Genomic DNA, 17,168 nt, shown 5'->3' on the forward strand with positions numbered 1-17,168 from the left:
GTCTGCCTCACAGGTTGGGGCGTCGCGACATGTGGCGGCGCATGGCCTCGTCCGCCGCCGGTCCGGCCACGACGCGGATGCCGCTTTCGCTCAAGGGGATCCCGGTCTCGCGATCGACCAGGACGGGATCGATGCCGCGGCCGGTGGCCGGATCGACGATCTCGACGCTCCGTCCCTCGGGTGCGAATTGCCGGTTGCCCCAGGCGAGCAGGCTCAGGAGCACCGGCCGGAAATCGCGGCCGCGCTCGGTCAGCACGTATTCGCGGCGGGGCGGGCGCTCCTGATAGAGGCGCCGCTCCAGCATGCCGGCCTCGACGAGGGCCTTGAGGCGGCGGGTCAGCATGTTCGGGGCGATGCCGAGGCTCGCCTCGAACTGGTCGAAGCGGGTCAGGCCGTAGAAGGCATCGCGCAGGATGAGGATGCTCCACCATTCGCCCACGCGCTCCAGGCTGCGGGCGATGGGGCACTGCATGTGGCCGTAGCTCTTGCGTTCCATGCGCAAGAGCTAGTGCAGTCACTATCATGATGCAAGTGACACGGCGCACGCGGGTCGGGACGGGAACGCGGCAGCCCTCCGACAGGCAGACACCGCGTTCGCGTCGTCTCTTGGCCCTCAGGTCCGGACGGACCGCAATCCCCCGGCAGGTCCGCGCGGATCAGACGGAGCGAACCCGGATCGCCCGCGCCGCGCTGTCCGTCGCCGAGGGTTCAATCGTCATCCGCATCGGCGGGCGATCCCGGCGGCAGGGGGCCGCTGTCGATGTTATCCTCCGGGATACCCGGGGGACCGTCGAAGCCGACGACGCCGTCGGGGTTGTCGGGCGAGACGTTCGGATCGACCGGTGGTGGGCTGTTGCGATCGAGACGCCGCTCGATGCGCTGCTCGCGCCGCAGATCGCGCTCGATCGGAACGTCTTGCGCGCTTTGCGCCATCGCGGCCGTGGCGCAGCCGATCGCCAGAACGCTCAAGAACATCGCTGCATGTGCGGATTTCATGAACTTCTCCGGAGGCCTCGACAGCGTCACCGTGTCACTTCCGATCTGGTCGCGCCAGCCGGAACGCTTTGCCAGTGCAGACATGGTCGGCAGGCGCACGATGCCTTCGACCAATCCGGTCGATCGCATCGCTGCACCCCTCTCCCCCGTGCGGGGGCCGAGCCACCCGGACCATGCCGCGGAACAACGGCACTGAAAAAACCGGCGGATCTGACCGCTTCGGCCCCGCGAAGAAGGATTATCCCGAAATGCTTCCTTGATTCCCATCGGTGGAGGCAAGTTAATGCCGTATCGGCTCAGTGGCAGAAACAAGAATGTCCGGACGCGATGGGAATACACGCAGCAGCTTCGTTGGGCTCGCTGTCAATGTCGTATCAGTCTATGTTTCGAATCATCTCGTGCCCGCTCGGGATCTGCCTGAACTGATCACGAGCGTGCATGCGTCCCTGAGCGGACTCTCGGCCGCGAAACGGGACACGCAACCCGCCGTCGTGAGGCCCAGTCCGGCGCAGATCCGGAAATCGGTCACGGCGGACCACCTGATCAGCTTCGAGGATGGAAAGCCGTACAAGACCCTGAAGCGCCATCTCACGCTCCGGGCCCTGACCGCCGAGGCCTACAGGGCGAAATACGGTTTGCCGCGCGACTATCCCATGACCGCCGCGAACTACTCGGCCCGGCGCGCGCAGCTCGCACGGGATCTCGGTCTCGGGCAGCAACGGCGGAGCAGCGCCTCGAACACGCCGGCACCGATGACCCGCGCCGAGGAAGCCCCGGCCGAGGCATCGCAAGCCGAGGACGCCTGGTCGGGAGCGGATCCGACGCCTGCTGTCGGCGGCGCGCGCACCCGACAGCGCAGCCACCGCAAAGCCGGCCCCGAAGCCTGAGCCGCCGAGCACTGCCCGAGAACGGGCAGAAGGTGCCTCGGGCACACGAAGGACACCGGCTCGCGCCTGCTGACAGTGTCAGACAAGCCACATTCGGGCTGCGGCGGGAACTCCGCCGCGCGCGAGGGGTTGGGGACGATCAACGTCAGGGTTAGCGTCCGCTGCCCGTTCCTCCACCCCGCTGCCGGCCACCGTCGAGCCCCAGGCCGCGCGCACATCTGGCGATCCCCGATCCGATGCTCGACGACGCGCCCAGAAGATCTAGTCCGAGCGAGGACTACGCGAACGATCCGGGTCCGATGCTCGATGCGCTCACGCGCGAGCGCCTCGGTCGCCAGTTGCAGATGATCTACGAGCCGGTGATCGACGAGCCCATCGATTCCCGCCTGGCCGAGTTGATGCGGCAGCTGGAATTCGACCGGCGGCTCTGACACGCCCGGACGCCTGCGGTCGGGGCCGACCGGCATGTCTTGAGATTGCGGGCACGTCGGTGACGCCGGCAAACCGCCAGCGGCGCGGGTCCCGCGCGAGCCTTCAGCCCTCGGACAGGTGCCGGCGAACGGCCTCCGCGATGACCCGTGAGACGCGGACGTTCGATTCCTGCGTGACCCCTGCGATGTGCGGCGTGAGGATCAGGTTCGGCACGTCGCGGAAGCGGGCGCCGGCCGCGGCGGCCAGGGGCTCGTCGACGAAGACGTCGAGGGCCGCCCCGGCGAGATGCCCGCTCCGGAGGGCCGCCGAGACGGCCTCCTCGTCGACGACGCCGCCGCGGGCGGCATTGATCAGGATCGCGCCGGCCGGCATCCGGCCGATCGCCGCGGCATCGATCAGCCCGCGCGTCTCCTCCGTCAGCGGCACGTGCAGCGAGAGCACGTCGCTCGAGGCGACGAGCGCCTCGAAGCTCATCGACTCGACGGCCCCCCGGGCGGGCCGCCAGGCCGGGTCGTCGGAGCGGAGAAACGGATCGTGCGCGGCGACCCGCAAGTCGAGCGCCGCGGCACGGCGCGCCGTCTCTCGGGCGATCGACCCGAAGCCGACGAGGCCGAGGCGCTTGCCCGCGATCTCGCGACCCATGAGGGCGTTGCGCGGCCAGGAACCGGCGGCGACCTCCCTGGTCGCCCCGTACGCGCCGCGCAGGAGCAGCATCGCGGTGCCGATCACGTATTCGGCGACCGCCCCGTCATTGGCGCCGAGGGCCGGGTAGACGGCAACGCCCCGAGCCTTGCAGGCCGCGACATCGATGTTGTCGAGGCCGACGCCGAGGCGTCCGACCACCCGGAGGGCGGGGGCGGCAGCCAGGAGATCGCCGCGCACCTGCGTTCGATTGCGAACGATCAAGGCGTCCGCGCCCGCGAGCGCATCGCGCAGCGCCTCCGGGCGGTCGACGAGGCCCGGATCGTAGAGCGCGTCGAGGCCGGACAGGATCTCGCGGATCGCGGTCTCGTCCATGAACTCGCTGATGACGACCTTCGGCATGACGATGTCCTTGGCGGCGTGCGGCGCCGGGTCACTGATGCCGGAATCCGGCATGGACGGCCGGCCGGACGCCCGGGTTCAGGCTGACGATGTCCCGACGGCACGCCGGCGCGCGGCGCGGCCGCTCTCGGCCGTCATCGCCTCGAAGGCCAGGAGCTTCTCCACGAGTTCCGAGGCGCGATAGGGCTTCTGCAGCATGCGAAGGTCGCCGACATCCTGGTCGTCCTTCAGGTATCCCGAGGTCAGCAGCACGTCGATCCCCGGCCAGCGCTCCTTCACGATCCGTCCGAGCTCGATACCGTTCATGGTGCCGGGCATGTTCACGTCGCTGAAGACGAGCGCCACCTCGGAATCCTGCTCCAGGATGGCGATGGCCTCGGCCCCGTCCCGCGCCTCCTTGACCTGGAACGCGAGCATCTCGAGGGCGGAGGTCGCCACCTGCCGTACATCCGCATCGTCCTCGACGACGAGGACGGTTCGGCCCTCCCCATGCATGTCCTGGGGGCAGCAGGGGTCCGGCGCCCCCGGGTCGGCCGCCTCGCCGGCCACGAGGATCGGCAGGGCCAGGGTGATGGTCGTGCCGTGGCCGGGAAGGCTCTCCACCTGAATGCGTCCGCCGCTCTGCTGGACGAAGCCGTGCACCATGCTGAGGCCGAGGCCGGTCCCCTTGCCCTGTTCCTTCGTGGTGAAGAAGGGCTCGAAGACGCGCTCCAGAACCGCCGCGGGCATGCCCGTGCCCGTGTCGGCCACCGCGATCTGCACGAAGCCGTCCGGCGCCGCCTCGGACGACGCACTCGCGTCCGAGCGCTGCACGCGGATGCTGAGCGCACCGCCCTCCGGCATCGCATCGCGCGCGTTGACCGCGAGATTGATGAGCGCCGCCTCCAGTTGGGCGTGATCGACGCAGATCATCGGCACGTCGTCCTCGAGCACGAGGCTCGCCTCCACGCGCTCGCTCAGGGTGCGCTTCAGGAGCTTCAGCAGGCCGGGCATGAAGGTCGCGAAATCCAGGGGCGCGGGCTGAAGCGGCGAGCGCCGCGAGAAGGTCAGGAGGCGGCTCGTCAGCTCGGCGCAGCGCTCGGCGGCCCCGATCGCGCTCTCCACTCGCCGGGACGCCTTCTCGTCCGGGCCGACCGCCCTCTGCAGCAGGTCGAGATTGCCGATGACGATGCTCAGCATGTTGTTGAAATCGTGCGCGATGCCGCCGGTCAGGCGCCCGACGGCCTCCAGCTTGGACGCGTGCTGGAGGCTGAGCTCGAGTTCCTTGCGCTCGGTGACGTCGAACCACATCCCGAAGACGTCCGCGCTGCCCCCGCCCTCGGCCGGCTTGATGACGACCTGGTCGAGGATGTGGCGCTCGGTCCCATCCGCGTGGCGCCAGCGATACTCGAGCGTCGCCGCCCCGGTGCCGGCCGCGGCGTCGAGGGCCTCGAACACGCGGCCGCGATCCTCCGCGTTCAGGCGGGAGCGCCAGAAATCGGGACCCGCAAAGGCCTCGGGGCCAAACCCGGTGATGCGCGCGATGCCGTCCCCGGTGAAGGACAGACGGCGGGCCGGCCCGGAGGGGGAGGCCGTGTAGAGGGCGATCGGAAGCCCGCGCAGCACCGCCGTCTGGTGCTCGTCCCGCCTCCGCAGCGCCTGCTCGGCCTCGAGCTTCTCGCCACGCACGCGCAGGTTCTCGAGGAGGAGCGCCTTCTCGGCCGCCGCCTTCTGCTTGATCTCCTCCGCCTTGCGGTAGAGATCGACGAAGACGTCAACCTTGGATTTCAGGATCAGCGGCTGGATCGGCTTGAAGACGTAATCGACCGCGCCGGCCGAGTAGCCGCGGAAGACGTGCACGTCTTCCTTGTTATAGGCGGTGAGGAACAGGATCGGCACGCGCGACGAGCGCGAGCGGCTGCGGATCAGCGTCGCGACCTCGTAGCCGTCCATGGTCGGCATCTGGACGTCGAGGAGAATGAGCGCGAAGTCGTCCCGCAGGGTGTGGCGCAGGGCGTCTTCCCCCGATTCCACCAGCACGAGTTCGAGGCCGGGCTCGTCGAGGATCTCGGAGACCGCCAGGAGATTGCGCCGGTCGTCGTCGGCGATCAGGATCTTGGCTCTGATCTGCGCGTCGGCCTCGCGGGGTTCGGCCGATGCCGCCTCGCCGGCCGCCGAACCTGCCCGGTACCCGTTCATAGCGTGGGCCTGAGCGTCGCGCCGGGGCCGTCCGGCACCGGCCCGGCGCCGTTGGCGGATTGGCGCCGCTGCTCGAGCTGCACCCGCAGGACGGCGAGGAGCTGATCCATGTCGATCGGCTTCGAGACGTAGTCCGAGGCGCCCGCCTCGATGCACTTCTCCCGGTCGCCCTTCATCGCCTTGGCGGTGACGGCGATGAGCGGCAGCGCGCGGAAACGCTCGTCGCGGCGGATCTCCCGCATGGTCTCGTAGCCGTCCATCTCCGGCATCATGATGTCGACCAGCATGGCATCGACCCCGGGATGGGCCTGGAGCAGCGCGATCCCGTCGCGTCCGTTCTCGGCGAACAGGACCTCGAGGCCGCATTGCTCCAGCGCGCTCGTCAGCGAGAAGATATTGCGCAGGTCGTCGTCGACGAGGAGGACCCGCCGGCCCCGGAGTGCCACCGGCTCCACGCGCTCGACCACGATCGCGCTGTCGCGGTGCCCGTCCCTGATCGTCCGGTGCAGGAACAGGGCGGTCTCGTCGAGCAGCCGCTCGGACGAGCGCGTGTCCTTGAGGATGATGGTCGAGGCGGTCTGCCGCAGCTGCTGCTCCTCGGCCGCGGTCAATTCCCGCCCGGTATAGACGATGATCGGAAACTCCTCGCCGTGCTGGGACGCGCGGATCTGCTCGATCAACTCGGCCCCGCCGAGGTCCGGCAAACCGAGATCGATGATGGCGCAATCGAAGCGCCCGCCCGCGATCGCCTCCAGGGCCGATGCGGCCGTGCCGAAGCCGCAGACCTCGACGTCCTCGTCGCTGAGGAGCGCCGCGATGCTGGCGCGCTGGTTGTCGTCGTCCTCGACGAGGAGCAGGTTGCGCACGGGCCGCGTGATGAACTCCTTCGAGCGTTCGAGCGCCTTCAGCAGGCCGTCGCGGTCGACGGGCTTCTCCAGGAAGCCGAAGGCGCCGGCCCGCAGGCCGCGCTTCTTCTCGTCGTTGACCGAGATGACGTGGATCGGGATGTGCCGGGTGCGGACATCGTTCTTGAGAAGGTCGAGGAGCGCCCAGCCGTCCATGTCCGGGAGGCCGATGTCGAGGGTGATGGCGTGGGGCTTGTAGCGGTGCGCGAGGCCGAGGGCGGTGGCCCCGTCCTGCGCGATCAGCCCCTTGAAGCCGCGATCCCGGGCGAGCTCCAGAAGCACCGAGGCGAACATCGCGTCGTCCTCGACGATCAGCACGAGGTGGTCGCCCGCCTGGATGCCGTGGCGGTCATCCGCCGAGGCCGACAGCGCCATCGCGGCCGAGGGTGGCCGCAGCCCGTTCGGCGCGGGCCCTTCGGCCGGCATCGCCGCGTGGCTCGGGCCGGTGGCGGCCGGCGGCTCGAAGGGCAGGAACAGGGTGAATGTGCTGCCCGCGCCGGGCCGGCTCGCGAGCACGATCTCGCCGCCGAGCAACCGGGCGATCTCGCGGCTGATCGCGAGGCCGAGCCCGGTGCCGCCGTATTTCCGGCTCGTGGTGCCGTCGGCCTGCTGGAAGGCCTCGAAGATGATGCGCTGCTTGTCTTCCGGGATGCCGATGCCGGTATCGGTGACCGAGAGGGCGATCCACTGGCTGCCTGCGCGGAGCGGCGACCCCTCGGCCGAGGCGAGCTTCAGCGTGACGCCGCCCCGCTCGGTGAACTTGAAGGCGTTCGACAGGAGGTTGCGCAGCACCTGCTGCAGTCGCTTCGAATCCGTGCGCAGCATCCGCGGCAGGCTCGGCGCGACGTCGATCGTGAAGGCGATCTGACGCTCCTCGGCGAATTGCCGGAAGCTGCGGTCGAGATGGAAGACGAGGTCCTGCAGGTCGACGTCGCCGAGTTCCAGGCTGACGGTCCCGGACTCGATCTTGGAGAGGTCGAGGATGTCGTTGATGAGCGAGAGCAGGTCCGAGCCCGCGGCGTTGATGGTCTTGGCGAATTCACGCTGCTTGTCGGAGAGGTTTCCGTCCCGGTTCTCGGACAGGAGCTTGGAGAGGATCAGGAGGCTGTTGAGCGGCGTGCGCAGCTCGTGGCTCATGTTGGCCAGGAACTCCGACTTGTAGCGTGAGGTGAGCGAGAGCTGCTCGGCCTTCTCCTCCAGGGCGATCTTGGCGTTCGAGACCTCGCGGTTCTTGCCCTCGACCTCCTTCTTCTGGATCTCCAGCAGGCGGGCCTTCTCCTCCAGCTCCTCGTTCGTCAGCTGGAGGCGCTCGCGCTGGCTCTTGAGCAGGTCCTCCGATTGCTGGAGCGAGGCGGCCTGGAGCTCGAGCCGGTCGTTGGTCTTCTTCAGCTCCTCCTGCTGGCTCTGCAGCTCGCTCGTCAGGAGCTGCGACTGCTTGAGGAGCCCCTCCGTGCGCATGTTGGCCGCGATCGTGTTGAGCACGATCCCGATCGACTCGGTGAGCTGGTCGAGGAAGGATTGATGGGTCTCGCTGAAGCGGTTGAACGAGGCGAGCTCGATCACGGCCCGGACCTGCTGCTCGAAGAGGACCGGCAGCACGATGATGTTGAGGGGCGCCGCCTCGCCGAGGGCGGATCCGATGGTGATGTAGTCCGACGGCACGTTCGTGAGCAGGATGCGCTTCTTCTCGTAGGCGCATTGCCCGACGAGGCCCTGGCGCATCCGGTAGCGGTTCGACAGGTTCTTGCGCTCGGTGAAGGCGTAGCTCGCCATGAGGTCGAGCACCGGCTCGTCGCCATCCGCCTCGACCATGTAGAAGACGCCGCGCTGCGCGCTGACCAGCGAGGCGATCTCCGACAGGATCAGGTTCGAGACCGTGGCGAGGTCGCGCTCGCCCTGCAGCATGCGGGTGAACTTGGCGAGGTTGGTCTTCAGCCAATCCTGCTCGGCGTTCTTCAGCGTCGTGTCGCGCAGGTTGCGGATCATCTCGTTGATGTTGTCCTTCAGCGAGGCAACCTCGCCGGAGGCCTCGACCGAGATCGAGCGGGCGAGGTCGCCCTTCGTTACCGCGGTGGCCACCTCCGCGATGGCGCGCACCTGGGTCGTCAGGTTCGCGGCGAGCTGGTTCACGTTGTCGGTGAGGTCGCGCCATAGGCCCGCCGCGCCCGGCACCCGCGCCTGGCCCCCGAGCTTGCCCTCGACGCCGACCTCGCGGGCGACGTTGGTGACCTGATCCGCGAAGGTCGCCAGCGTCTCGATCATCTCGTTGACGGTGTCGGCGAGCGCCGCGATCTCGCCCTTGGCATCGACCGAGAGCTTGCGCTTGAGGTCGCCCTGCGCCACCGCCGTCACGACGCTGGCGATGCCCCGGACCTGTCCGGTCAAGTTGGCGGCCATCATGTTCACGTTGTCGGTGAGGTCCTTCCAGGTCCCGCCGACGCCCTTGACCTGCGCCTGTCCGCCGAGCTTGCCCTCGGACCCCACCTCGCGGGCGACGCGCGTCACCTCGGAGGCGAAGGAGTTCAGCTGATCGACCATGGTGTTGATGGTCGATTTCAGCTCCAGGATCTCGCCGCGCACATCGACGGTGATCTTCTTCGACAGATCCCCGTTCGCCACCGCCGTGGTCACGTCCGCGATGTTGCGGACCTGTCCGGTGAGGTTGGCCGCCATCATGTTCACGTTGTCGGTCAGGTCCTTCCAGGTCCCGCCGACGCCGCGGACCTGCGCCTGCCCCCCGAGCTTGCCCTCGATGCCCACCTCGCGGGCGACGCGCACGACCTCGGAGGCGAAGGAGTTCAGCTGGTCCACCATCGTGTTGATGGTCGATTTCAGCTCCAGGATCTCACCCTCGACCGCGACGGTGATCTTCTTGGAGAGGTCGCCGTTCGCCACCGCGGTGGTCACGTCGGCGATGTTGCGGACCTGTCCGGTCAGGTTCGCCGCCATCATGTTCACGTTGTCGGTCAGGCCCTTCCAGACGCCGCCGACGCCCTTCACCTGCGCCTGTCCGCCGAGCTTGCCCTCGGTGCCGACCTCGCGGGCGACGCGCGTCACCTCGGAGGCGAAGGAGTTCAGCTGATCCACCATGGTGTTGATGGTCGATTTCAGCTCCAGGATCTCGCCCTTCACGTCGACGGTGATCTTCTTCGACAAGTCGCCGTTCGCCACCGCGGTGGTCACGTCCGCGATGTTGCGGACTTGGCCCGTGAGGTTGGCCGCCATCAGGTTCACGTTGTTGGTGAGATCGGCCCAGGTGCCGGCGACGCCCTCGACGCGCGCCTGGCCCCCGAGCTTGCCCTCCGAGCCCACCTCCTTGGCGACGCGCGTCACCTCCGAGGCAAACGAGTTCAGCTGATCGACCATCGTGTTGATGGTGTTCTTCAGCTCCAGGATCTCGCCCTTCACGTCGACGGTGATCTTCTTGGACAAGTCGCCGTTGGCCACCGCCGTGGTGACGTCGGCGATGTTGCGCACCTGTCCGGTGAGGTTGGCCGCCATCAGGTTCACGTTGTCGGTGAGGTCGGCCCAGGTGCCGGCTACCCCGCGAACCTGCGCCTGTCCGCCGAGCTTGCCCTCCGAGCCCACCTCCTTGGCGACGCGCGTCACCTCCGAGGCAAACGAGTTCAGCTGGTCCACCATCGTGTTGATGGTGTTCTTCAGCTCCAGGATCTCGCCGCGCACGTCGACGGTGATCTTCTTGGACAAGTCGCCGTTGGCCACCGCCGTGGTGACGTCGGCGATGTTGCGCACCTGTCCGGTGAGGTTGGCTGCCATCATGTTCACGTTGTCGGTGAGGTCCTTCCAGGTCCCGCCGACACCCTCGACCTGCGCCTGGCCCCCGAGCTTGCCCTCGGTGCCGACCTCGCGGGCGACGCGCGTCACCTCGGAGGCGAAGGAGTTCAGCTGGTCCACCATCGTGTTGATGGTTAGCTTGAGGGCGAGGATCTCGCCCTTGACGTCGACGGTGATCTTCTTCGAGAGGTCGCCGCGGGCCACCGCGGTGGTCACCTCCGCGATGTTGCGCACCTGGCCTGTCAGGTTCTCGGCCATCATGTTCACGTTGTCGGTGAGATCCTTCCAGACGCCGCCGACGCCCTTGACCTGCGCCTGGCCCCCGAGTTTTCCCTCCGAGCCCACCTCCTTGGCGACGCGCGTCACCTCGGAGGCGAAGGAGTTCAGCTGGTCCACCATGGTGTTGAAGGTCGACTTGAGATCGAGGATCTCGCCCTTCACGTCGACGGTGATCTTCTTCGAGAGATCCCCGTTCGCCACAGCCGTCGTGACCTCCGCGATGTTGCGCACTTGCCCGGTGAGGTTGGCGGCCATCAGGTTCACGTTGTCGGTGAGGTCCTTCCAGGTCCCGCCGACACCCTTGACCTGCGCCTGCCCCCCGAGCTTGCCCTCCGAGCCCACCTCGCGGGCGACGCGCGTCACCTCGGACGCAAACGAGTTCAGCTGGTCCACCATCGTGTTGACGACCTTGCCGATGCGCAGGAACTCGCCCCGGAGCGGACGCCCCTCGATCTCGATCTGCATGGTCTGGCCGAGATCGCCCTTGGCGACAGCTCCGATCACCCGAGCGACCTCGGTGGTCGGCTGGACCAGATCGCCGATCATGGTGTTGACCGAGTCGACGCAGTCGTGCCAACCGCCGGTCGCCGACGGCAGCTTGCCGCGCTCGCCGATCCGCCCGTCCTTGCCGACCGCGCGGGCCACCCGGTCGAGCTCGCGCGCCAGCCCCTGGTTCAGCTCGACGATGTCGTTGAAAGCTTCGGCGATCTCGCCGTCGATCCCTGTCAGGTCGAGGGGCAGGCGCGCCGAGAAATCACCCTTTCGGAACGCGCGCAGGCTTTTCAGGAGGAGCTTCGGCTCCAACTGCAGGGTTGCTGCCGTCATGCGAACGCACCTTCCGAAGATCCGCGAGCCCGGGCGCGCGAAGCGACCGTCCCCACCCAGCGATGTGGCACGGGCGAACCTGCCGCCCGCTGCCGAATTTTTGCGGTCGACTAGCACCGCCGATGTGAACCGTCGCTTACTAGGCGCTGGCAGCAGCGCACGCTACAGCATTTCGACAGGCACTATCATCGATCGGCCAGGACGAATACGTTCCTATGCACCGATTTCCAAATCCTGAATTGCTCGACGGTGCACCGATCCTGTTTCGATGTCTGGACGCGAGCAATCGATAACGCTCGCCGCTGGCTCTTCATCGAAACGAGCCCGTTTCATCGCGGAAGGGTGATCCGACGCGGCCGATCGCCCCTAGGGCCCTCGCGGAACCGGGACACCGCCCCCACATCCGGGGCTCACACTCGGACTCCCGGAATTCCGTTGCTGAAGATCTTTCTCGTCGCGTTCGCGCTCGTGTTCATCGTGCCGGTCGCGGTCTCCGCCGCGCTCTATGTCAGCCAGAACCGGGGCGACTGGCGCTCGGCCGACCGGTCGAGCACGGGCCTGTTGCCGCCGGCCTCGGGGCACGCCGGCGCGGTGGTACGCATCTTCTCGGCCAGAACCGTCAGCTGGCGCGGCATCGTGGCGACCCATAGCTGGATCGTCATCAAGGAGGCGGGCGGGCGCGACTACCAGCGCTTCGACTACACGGCCTGGGGCCAGCCGATCTGGGTCGATCGGTTCGTGCCGGACGGACGCTGGTTCGGCAGCGTCCCGGAGATCGTCTCCGCGGCCGACGGCGCCGAGGCGGAGCGCATGGTCCCGCGCATCCGCGACACCATCCGGAGCTACCGCTTCGCCAATCCGGGCGATTACACCGCCTGGCCCGGGCCGAACTCGAACACCTTCGTGGCCGCCGTGATGAGTGCCGTCCCGGAGATGCGGGCCAGCCTGCCCGCAACGGCGATCGGCAAGGATTTCCCCTATGACGGGCGCTGGATCGGGCTGACGCCGTCGCGCACCGGCGTCCGGGTCAATCTCGGGGGCTATCTCGGCCTGACGCTCGGCTGGGTCGAAGGTCTCGAGGTGAACATCCTCGGGGCGGTCGCCGGCCTCGATGTCCGCCGTCCCGCGGTGAAGCTCCCGGCCCTCGGCCGCTTCGGCGTCTAGACAGAAGCCGAGCCGCCACGCCGCGCGCGGGTGTTTGGCTTGCGCGGGCCGCGGGTCCGGGACATGCCGGCACCTGCGCGCACGCTGATGGCGCCGGAAGGGACGGCCTCGATGGCGGACGAGACGACGATGCGGGTCGCCGTGATGGGGGCCGGGTCCGTGGGCTGCTACTTCGGCGCCCTCCTGGCGCGTGCCGGCCTGCCGGTGACGCTGATCGGACGGCCCCATCATGTGGTGGCGATGCGGGAGCGCGGTCTCCTCCTCGACACCGCGGCGGGCCGGGCGCGCGTCGGCGTCAGCGCGACCGGCGACCCGGACGGCGTCGCGGAGGCCGACGTCGTTCTGTTCTGCGTCAAGTCGGGCGACACCGAAGCCACGGGCCGGGCCATGGCGCCCTTCCTCCATCCGGGCGCGACGGTCCTGAGCCTGCAGAACGGCGTCGACAATGCCGAGCGTCTCGAAGCCGTGCTCGGCCGGTCGGTCGTTCCGGTGGCGGTCTACGTGGCGACCGAGATGACGGGACCGGGCGCGGTCCGGCACCACGGCCGCGGCGAATTACTGATCGGCGCCTCCCCCGGGAGTGCCCGGATCGCGGAGGCGTTCCGCGCCGCCGGCATCCCCACGACGGTCTCGGACGACGCGCGGCAGGCCCTGTGGGGCAAGCTCATCGTCAACTGCGCCTACAACGCGCTCTCGGCGCTGACGCAATGGCCCTATGGCCGCCTGATCGAAGCGGAGGGCGTCGCCGAGGTGATGCGGGCGGTGGTCAGCGAGTGCAGCGCGGTGGCGCGGGCCTCGGGCATCCGGCTCCCCGACGCGATCCTCGAGACCGTGCTCGGCCTCGCCGCCACGATGCCGGACCAGTGTTCCTCGACTGCCCAGGACATCGCCCGCGGCAAGCCGAGCGAGATCGACCACCTCAACGGCTTCGTCCTTCGCAGGGGCGTCGAACTCGGCATCCCGACGCCGGCGAACCGCGTGCTGCACACCCTGGTCAAGCTGGCGGAGGCGCGCGGCACCGCGGCCGCCTGACCGCTCCGGGGGCGGGGCCGGGCATCCGCGATGCGGCCCGAGCCTCGATCCCAGCCTCAGAGCTCCGCGAGAAACCGCGCCAGCGCTTCGCCGACGGGCCGCTCCGCCGGCGCCACCTGCATCCCCGCCGCGGCCTGCTGGGCCTCGCCGATGAGCGCGTCGCGGTCGAGCGCCCCGGCCCGGAACAGGCGCAGCAGCGTGATCTGCATCAGGTATTCCATCGCCTGGATCCGAGCCTGGGTGAGGTCGTCGGGCGTATCCATCGGGGTCACCTCGGTTCGTCCGCCCCGGCGGGAGGCCTCGTGAGACCGGACCGGCCGTGCCGGACCGTTCCGGCGGCGGCCGCGCGGGGCCTGTCCTCTCGGCCCGGGCGTGTCGCTCTGGAGCAGCGCGACGGCCGGCCCGCTTCAATCAAGATTAACCAAGATGCCGCTGAATAGCAGGCAGTTAAGGTTGATTCTTCCCTCCACGGCCGGTCCAGCCTCGGCGGCGATCGCGCGGTCCTTCGTCGGATCCGCGCGCTCGGCGGAGAGCGCCCGTGCGGGAACGCGTATCCGAGTAGCGCCCGCATGTCCCACGTCGCGTACCCGTCCGCCCGCCGCACCCGCGCCCCGCGCCGCCGCCTCGGCGGGCCGCTCCTGACGATCACCGCCGGCGCCGTCGGCCTCTGCGCCTGGGCGATCCTGCTCCCGGCGAACCCGACCCGCCCGGTCGTCTCGCTCGCGAGCCTCCCGGCGGCGGTCCCGGCCGACAAGCCCGCCGCGAAGCCGCCCGGAAGCGTCGCGTGGATGCTCGATCCGGTGCCGGCGCTCGGAGCGCGGACCGGCACCCTGAGCCGCGCCGCGCCGCTCCTCGCGGCGCTCCGGCCAGCGGAGGAGCCCCGCCCCGCCGTCGCCCCGCGGCCCGAGCCGATCCGGAGCGCCGCCGCGCCGCTTCCGGTGCCGGCGGCGGAGCCCGCGCGCCTCGTGCAGACAGTCCCGATGCCGGTGCCGCGGCCCCCGGAGTTCCGGCGCGGGCCCGTCCCCGAGACCCCGCGCCTCGCGGGCCGGGCGGTGTCGCCCTCGACCCGGAGCGTGTTCCGGGCCGCCGTGGCGGACGACCGGTCGTTCGTCGAGAAGCTGTTCGGCGTCGAGCCCCGCGCCCCCGCGACGGCGCTCGCCTATGCGGGGGTCGGCAGCGAGGGCCTCGATCCGACGCCGCGCGCCCGGCTCAGCCCCAGCCCGGTGCCGCCGGTGGCGGCGAACACGGCAATCTACGACATCAGCGCGCGCCGGGTGTACCTGCCGAACGGCGAGCAGCTCGAGGCGCATTCGGGGCTCGGCGCCAGCATGGACGATCCCCGCTACGTCCACCTGCGGATGCGCGGCGCCACGCCGCCGGGCACCTACGACCTGCGGGAGCGCGAGGCCCTGTTCCACGGGGTGCGGGCGATTCGCCTGAACCCGGTCGGCGGCAGCGGCGCCATCCACGGACGCGACGGGCTCCTGGCGCATACCTACATGCTCGGACCGAGCGGCGCCTCGAACGGCTGCGTCTCGTTCCGCAACTACGACCGCTTCCTGCAGGCCTTCCTGCGGGGCGAGGTGCAGCGCCTCGTGGTCGTCGCCGGCCGCGGACAGGATGGCCCGCCGGCCGGCACCCGCCTCTTCGGGCTCCTGGACCGCTAGGCCCCCTGGGCGCCCCCGGCGGCCTACTGGCCGTCGATGCGGCTCCCGATCAGCGCGATGGCGCGCTGGTAGACCGAGGCGGCGTTCCAGCCCTGGATCGCCGCGAAGTTCGGCTCGCCCGGCTGGTAGCCGGCACCGGCACGCCAGCCATGCGCCTTCAGGAAGTTGGCGGTCGAGTTCAGGGCGTTCGGCACGCTGTCGAGGCTGCCGCCGGTGCCGTAGTTCAGGATGCTCTTCGGCAGGAACTGGGTGTGGCCGACCTCGCCATGCGCGGCGCCGCGGGTGCCCGGGTTGAGCACGCCCCGGTCGACGAGGGTGAGGGCGGCGTAGAGCTGATCGGTGAAGAAGGCCGAGCGGCGGCAGTCGTAGGCCAGGGTCGCGACGGCCGAGAGGGTGTTCACGTTGCCGCGCACCGCGCCGAAGCCCGTCTCCATGCCCCAGATCGCCAGGAGCGGGCCCGGGGGCACGCCGTAGCGCTGCTCGATCGAGGCGAACAGGGCTGCGTTCGATTGCTTCATCGCGCGACCGCGCGACACGATGGCGGGGCCGCCCCGCTTGGCCATGAACTGGTCGAGGGAGAGGCGGAAGCTCTTCTGGCCGCGGTCCGCCGAGATGGTCGCCGTCGAGTAGGAGGTCCCCATCAGGGCCGCGAGGCTGGCGGCGCTCGCGCGTCCGCGGGCCTCCTCGGCAAATTCCCGCTTCCAGGCCTCGAACCCGGCGGAGGTGTTGCCGCATTGCGCCGCGTCGGCCTTGCCGGCCACGAGGGCGAGCGCGGCGAAGCCCGCGGCGATCCAGGGCTTGGTGTACCCGCTTATGCTCATCCGAAACTCCATCAGGGCGGCGGACGGAGGATCCGCCGCTCTCCTTGCGCAACCTTAGCCGCAGCGAAGAACACCGCGACATGCCCGCGGGTTGCAGGGGCCCACCGCCACTGGACATGATGCGCCACACAGTCAATGCGGTATTGCGCAGATCGGTCGAAGGCGTCGAGAGCGCGGAGGTGTCGTGGGGCACGCCGGGACCCGCGCCGGGGGCCCTTGGCGCCCCGCGCGTCCCGTCGCCTTCCGGTGCGCCCGAGCTGCCTATTCGGGCCGCTGGATGTCGAGCGACAGGCGGGCGCGATAGAGGACAGTCCCGTCCTCGCCCCGCACGGCCGCGACGCAGTGCTGATGATCGACGCCGGCCTCGAAGTTCTGGGCGATGGCCGACATGATGCCGACGACACGCTCCTGCGTCGCCTCGATTCCGGGGACGTCGAATCCCTCCTTGTCCCGGATATGCTGTGAGCCGTCGTGCAGATCGATGAAGTAGCGGGGCATCGGCGTCCGAAGGAGAGGCAGGGTGCTGTCGGTTTGACCGGCGAGGCGGGCGAGCAGGGCTCCCCCTCCCGCCTCGCCGGACTGGTGCACCCACCGTGGCAGGGGCGCCAGTGTTAACCCTCCCGGCACATCTCATGCCAGCGTCCGATTGACGGATGCGACCGAATATCCGCCCGCGCTGTCATGTATTGCCGCGCGCGAGGGCCGCGAGGGGGCCCGCCATCAGGGCGGCGACCTCGGCCCGGCAGGTGCACAGGGCCGGGTCCTGCCGCCGGTCGGCCGGCACGCCCGGATCGTGGCAGGGCAGGCGCCGTCCACCCGCGACGTAGCCGCAGGCCGAGGCCTCCATGATGGCGGCGAGGAGGTCGGCTTCGGGCGGCGGCCCCGGGCGTGGCGTCTCCGACACCAGCGCGAGGCAGAGGCCGACGAGAAGCCCGCGCTCGAACTCGGTGGCATCCCGGGGCAGGCGGCCGGGGGCCCGGATGGCGCGGGCCTGCCGCTCCACCGGGGCGCAGCCGGCGCTCTCCGCCACGATGGCGGCGGCGACCTCGACGATGAGGGCGACGCGCACCTGCGAGCGCCCGTCGAGCCGCAGCGGGAACAGGCGGTTCGTCAGCGCCCCGATCACACGCGGCACCCGGCAGG

General features: G+C 69.7%; 14 protein-coding genes. 5 read left to right on the forward strand and 9 right to left on the reverse strand.

What is annotated here, in order from left to right:
- Nucleotides 1–7: 7 nt before the first annotated feature.
- Nucleotides 8–496, reverse strand: a complete 489-nt coding sequence (locus F6X51_RS09715; protein WP_150963032.1) for a winged helix-turn-helix transcriptional regulator — start codon at nt 494–496, stop codon at nt 8–10.
- 212 nt (nt 497–708) lie between these two features.
- Complete coding sequence (locus tag F6X51_RS09720; RefSeq protein ID WP_322098523.1) at nt 709–1,125, reverse strand: hypothetical protein; 417 nt, start codon at nt 1,123–1,125, stop codon at nt 709–711.
- 185 nt (nt 1,126–1,310) lie between these two features.
- Here F6X51_RS09720 and F6X51_RS09725 point away from each other — a divergent pair, with 185 nt between their 5' ends.
- Entirely contained in the window at nt 1,311–1,883 is a 573-nt protein-coding gene (locus F6X51_RS09725) for a MucR family transcriptional regulator (RefSeq protein ID WP_150963033.1), read from the forward strand.
- Nucleotides 1,884–2,119: 236 nt separating this feature from the next.
- Nucleotides 2,120–2,314 carry a hypothetical protein gene (locus F6X51_RS09730; protein ID WP_150963034.1) on the forward strand — a complete coding sequence of 65 codons (195 nt, stop codon included), beginning with the start codon at nt 2,120–2,122 and terminating at the stop codon, nt 2,312–2,314.
- 103 nt (nt 2,315–2,417) lie between these two features.
- On the opposite strand, the gene F6X51_RS09735 is transcribed toward F6X51_RS09730, so the two are convergent.
- The 3 genes from F6X51_RS09735 to F6X51_RS09745 all read right to left on the reverse strand — a co-directional run bounded on the left by F6X51_RS09735 (nt 2,418) and on the right by F6X51_RS09745 (nt 11,341).
- Nucleotides 2,418–3,359 carry a hydroxyacid dehydrogenase gene (locus F6X51_RS09735; RefSeq protein WP_150963035.1) on the reverse strand — a complete coding sequence of 314 codons (942 nt, stop codon included), beginning with the start codon at nt 3,357–3,359 and terminating at the stop codon, nt 2,418–2,420.
- A gap of 78 nt (nt 3,360–3,437) precedes the next feature.
- Entirely contained in the window at nt 3,438–5,537 is a 2,100-nt protein-coding gene (locus F6X51_RS09740) for a response regulator (RefSeq protein WP_150963036.1), read from the reverse strand.
- Nucleotides 5,534–11,341 carry a HAMP domain-containing protein gene (locus F6X51_RS09745; protein ID WP_150963037.1) on the reverse strand — a complete coding sequence of 1,936 codons (5,808 nt, stop codon included), beginning with the start codon at nt 11,339–11,341 and terminating at the stop codon, nt 5,534–5,536. Before F6X51_RS09745 ends, F6X51_RS09740 begins: the two co-directional genes overlap by 4 nt.
- A gap of 429 nt (nt 11,342–11,770) precedes the next feature.
- Here F6X51_RS09745 and F6X51_RS09750 point away from each other — a divergent pair, with 429 nt between their 5' ends.
- A complete protein-coding gene (locus F6X51_RS09750) occupies nt 11,771–12,505 on the forward strand; it encodes a DUF3750 domain-containing protein (RefSeq protein WP_150963232.1) in 735 nt (244 codons plus the stop codon).
- A gap of 129 nt (nt 12,506–12,634) precedes the next feature.
- A complete protein-coding gene (locus F6X51_RS09755; RefSeq protein ID WP_150963234.1) occupies nt 12,635–13,537 on the forward strand; it encodes a ketopantoate reductase family protein in 903 nt (300 codons plus the stop codon).
- Between the two features lie 56 nt (nt 13,538–13,593).
- Here the strand turns inward: F6X51_RS09755 and F6X51_RS09760 are convergent, their stop codons facing one another.
- On the reverse strand, nt 13,594–13,800 hold the full coding sequence (locus tag F6X51_RS09760) for a hypothetical protein (protein ID WP_150963038.1): 207 nt from the start codon (nt 13,798–13,800) through the stop codon (nt 13,594–13,596).
- 306 nt (nt 13,801–14,106) lie between these two features.
- Between F6X51_RS09760 and F6X51_RS09765 the strand changes: the two genes are divergently transcribed.
- Nucleotides 14,107–15,204 carry a DUF2778 domain-containing protein gene (locus F6X51_RS09765; RefSeq protein WP_150963039.1) on the forward strand — a complete coding sequence of 366 codons (1,098 nt, stop codon included), beginning with the start codon at nt 14,107–14,109 and terminating at the stop codon, nt 15,202–15,204.
- 23 nt (nt 15,205–15,227) lie between these two features.
- Here F6X51_RS09765 and F6X51_RS09770 read toward each other — a convergent pair whose 3' ends face one another.
- From F6X51_RS09770 to F6X51_RS09780, 3 genes are all read right to left on the reverse strand, one after another.
- A complete protein-coding gene (locus F6X51_RS09770) occupies nt 15,228–16,025 on the reverse strand; it encodes a lytic murein transglycosylase (protein ID WP_150963040.1) in 798 nt (265 codons plus the stop codon).
- 261 nt (nt 16,026–16,286) lie between these two features.
- Entirely contained in the window at nt 16,287–16,523 is a 237-nt protein-coding gene (locus tag F6X51_RS09775; protein WP_150963041.1) for a DUF6894 family protein, read from the reverse strand.
- A gap of 181 nt (nt 16,524–16,704) precedes the next feature.
- A complete protein-coding gene (locus tag F6X51_RS09780) occupies nt 16,705–17,160 on the reverse strand; it encodes a hypothetical protein (RefSeq protein WP_150963042.1) in 456 nt (151 codons plus the stop codon).
- Nucleotides 17,161–17,168 lie beyond the last annotated feature (8 nt).

Source organism: Methylobacterium planeticum (genome assembly GCF_008806345.1).
Classification (GTDB): domain Bacteria; phylum Pseudomonadota; class Alphaproteobacteria; order Rhizobiales; family Beijerinckiaceae; genus Methylobacterium; species Methylobacterium planeticum.

Excerpts from the sequence above, each read along its gene's own strand:
- F6X51_RS09735 (WP_150963035.1), bottom strand. The coding sequence starts at position 3,359 with ATGCCGAAGGTCGTCATCAGCGAGTTCATGGACGAGACCGCGATCCGC.
- F6X51_RS09775 (WP_150963041.1), bottom strand. The coding sequence starts at position 16,523 with ATGCCCCGCTACTTCATCGATCTGCACGACGGCTCACAGCATATCCGG.
- F6X51_RS09715 (WP_150963032.1), bottom strand. The coding sequence starts at position 496 with ATGGAACGCAAGAGCTACGGCCACATGCAGTGCCCCATCGCCCGCAGC.
- F6X51_RS09740 (WP_150963036.1), bottom strand. The coding sequence starts at position 5,537 with ATGAACGGGTACCGGGCAGGTTCGGCGGCCGGCGAGGCGGCATCGGCC.
- F6X51_RS09765 (WP_150963039.1), top strand. The coding sequence starts at position 14,107 with ATGTCCCACGTCGCGTACCCGTCCGCCCGCCGCACCCGCGCCCCGCGC.
- F6X51_RS09745 (WP_150963037.1), bottom strand. The coding sequence starts at position 11,341 with ATGACGGCAGCAACCCTGCAGTTGGAGCCGAAGCTCCTCCTGAAAAGC.
- F6X51_RS09760 (WP_150963038.1), bottom strand. The coding sequence starts at position 13,800 with ATGGATACGCCCGACGACCTCACCCAGGCTCGGATCCAGGCGATGGAA.
- F6X51_RS09755 (WP_150963234.1), top strand. The coding sequence starts at position 12,635 with ATGCGGGTCGCCGTGATGGGGGCCGGGTCCGTGGGCTGCTACTTCGGC.
- F6X51_RS09730 (WP_150963034.1), top strand. The coding sequence starts at position 2,120 with ATGCTCGACGACGCGCCCAGAAGATCTAGTCCGAGCGAGGACTACGCG.
- F6X51_RS09770 (WP_150963040.1), bottom strand. The coding sequence starts at position 16,025 with ATGAGCATAAGCGGGTACACCAAGCCCTGGATCGCCGCGGGCTTCGCC.
- F6X51_RS09720 (WP_322098523.1), bottom strand. The coding sequence starts at position 1,125 with ATGCGATCGACCGGATTGGTCGAAGGCATCGTGCGCCTGCCGACCATG.
- F6X51_RS09725 (WP_150963033.1), top strand. The coding sequence starts at position 1,311 with ATGTCCGGACGCGATGGGAATACACGCAGCAGCTTCGTTGGGCTCGCT.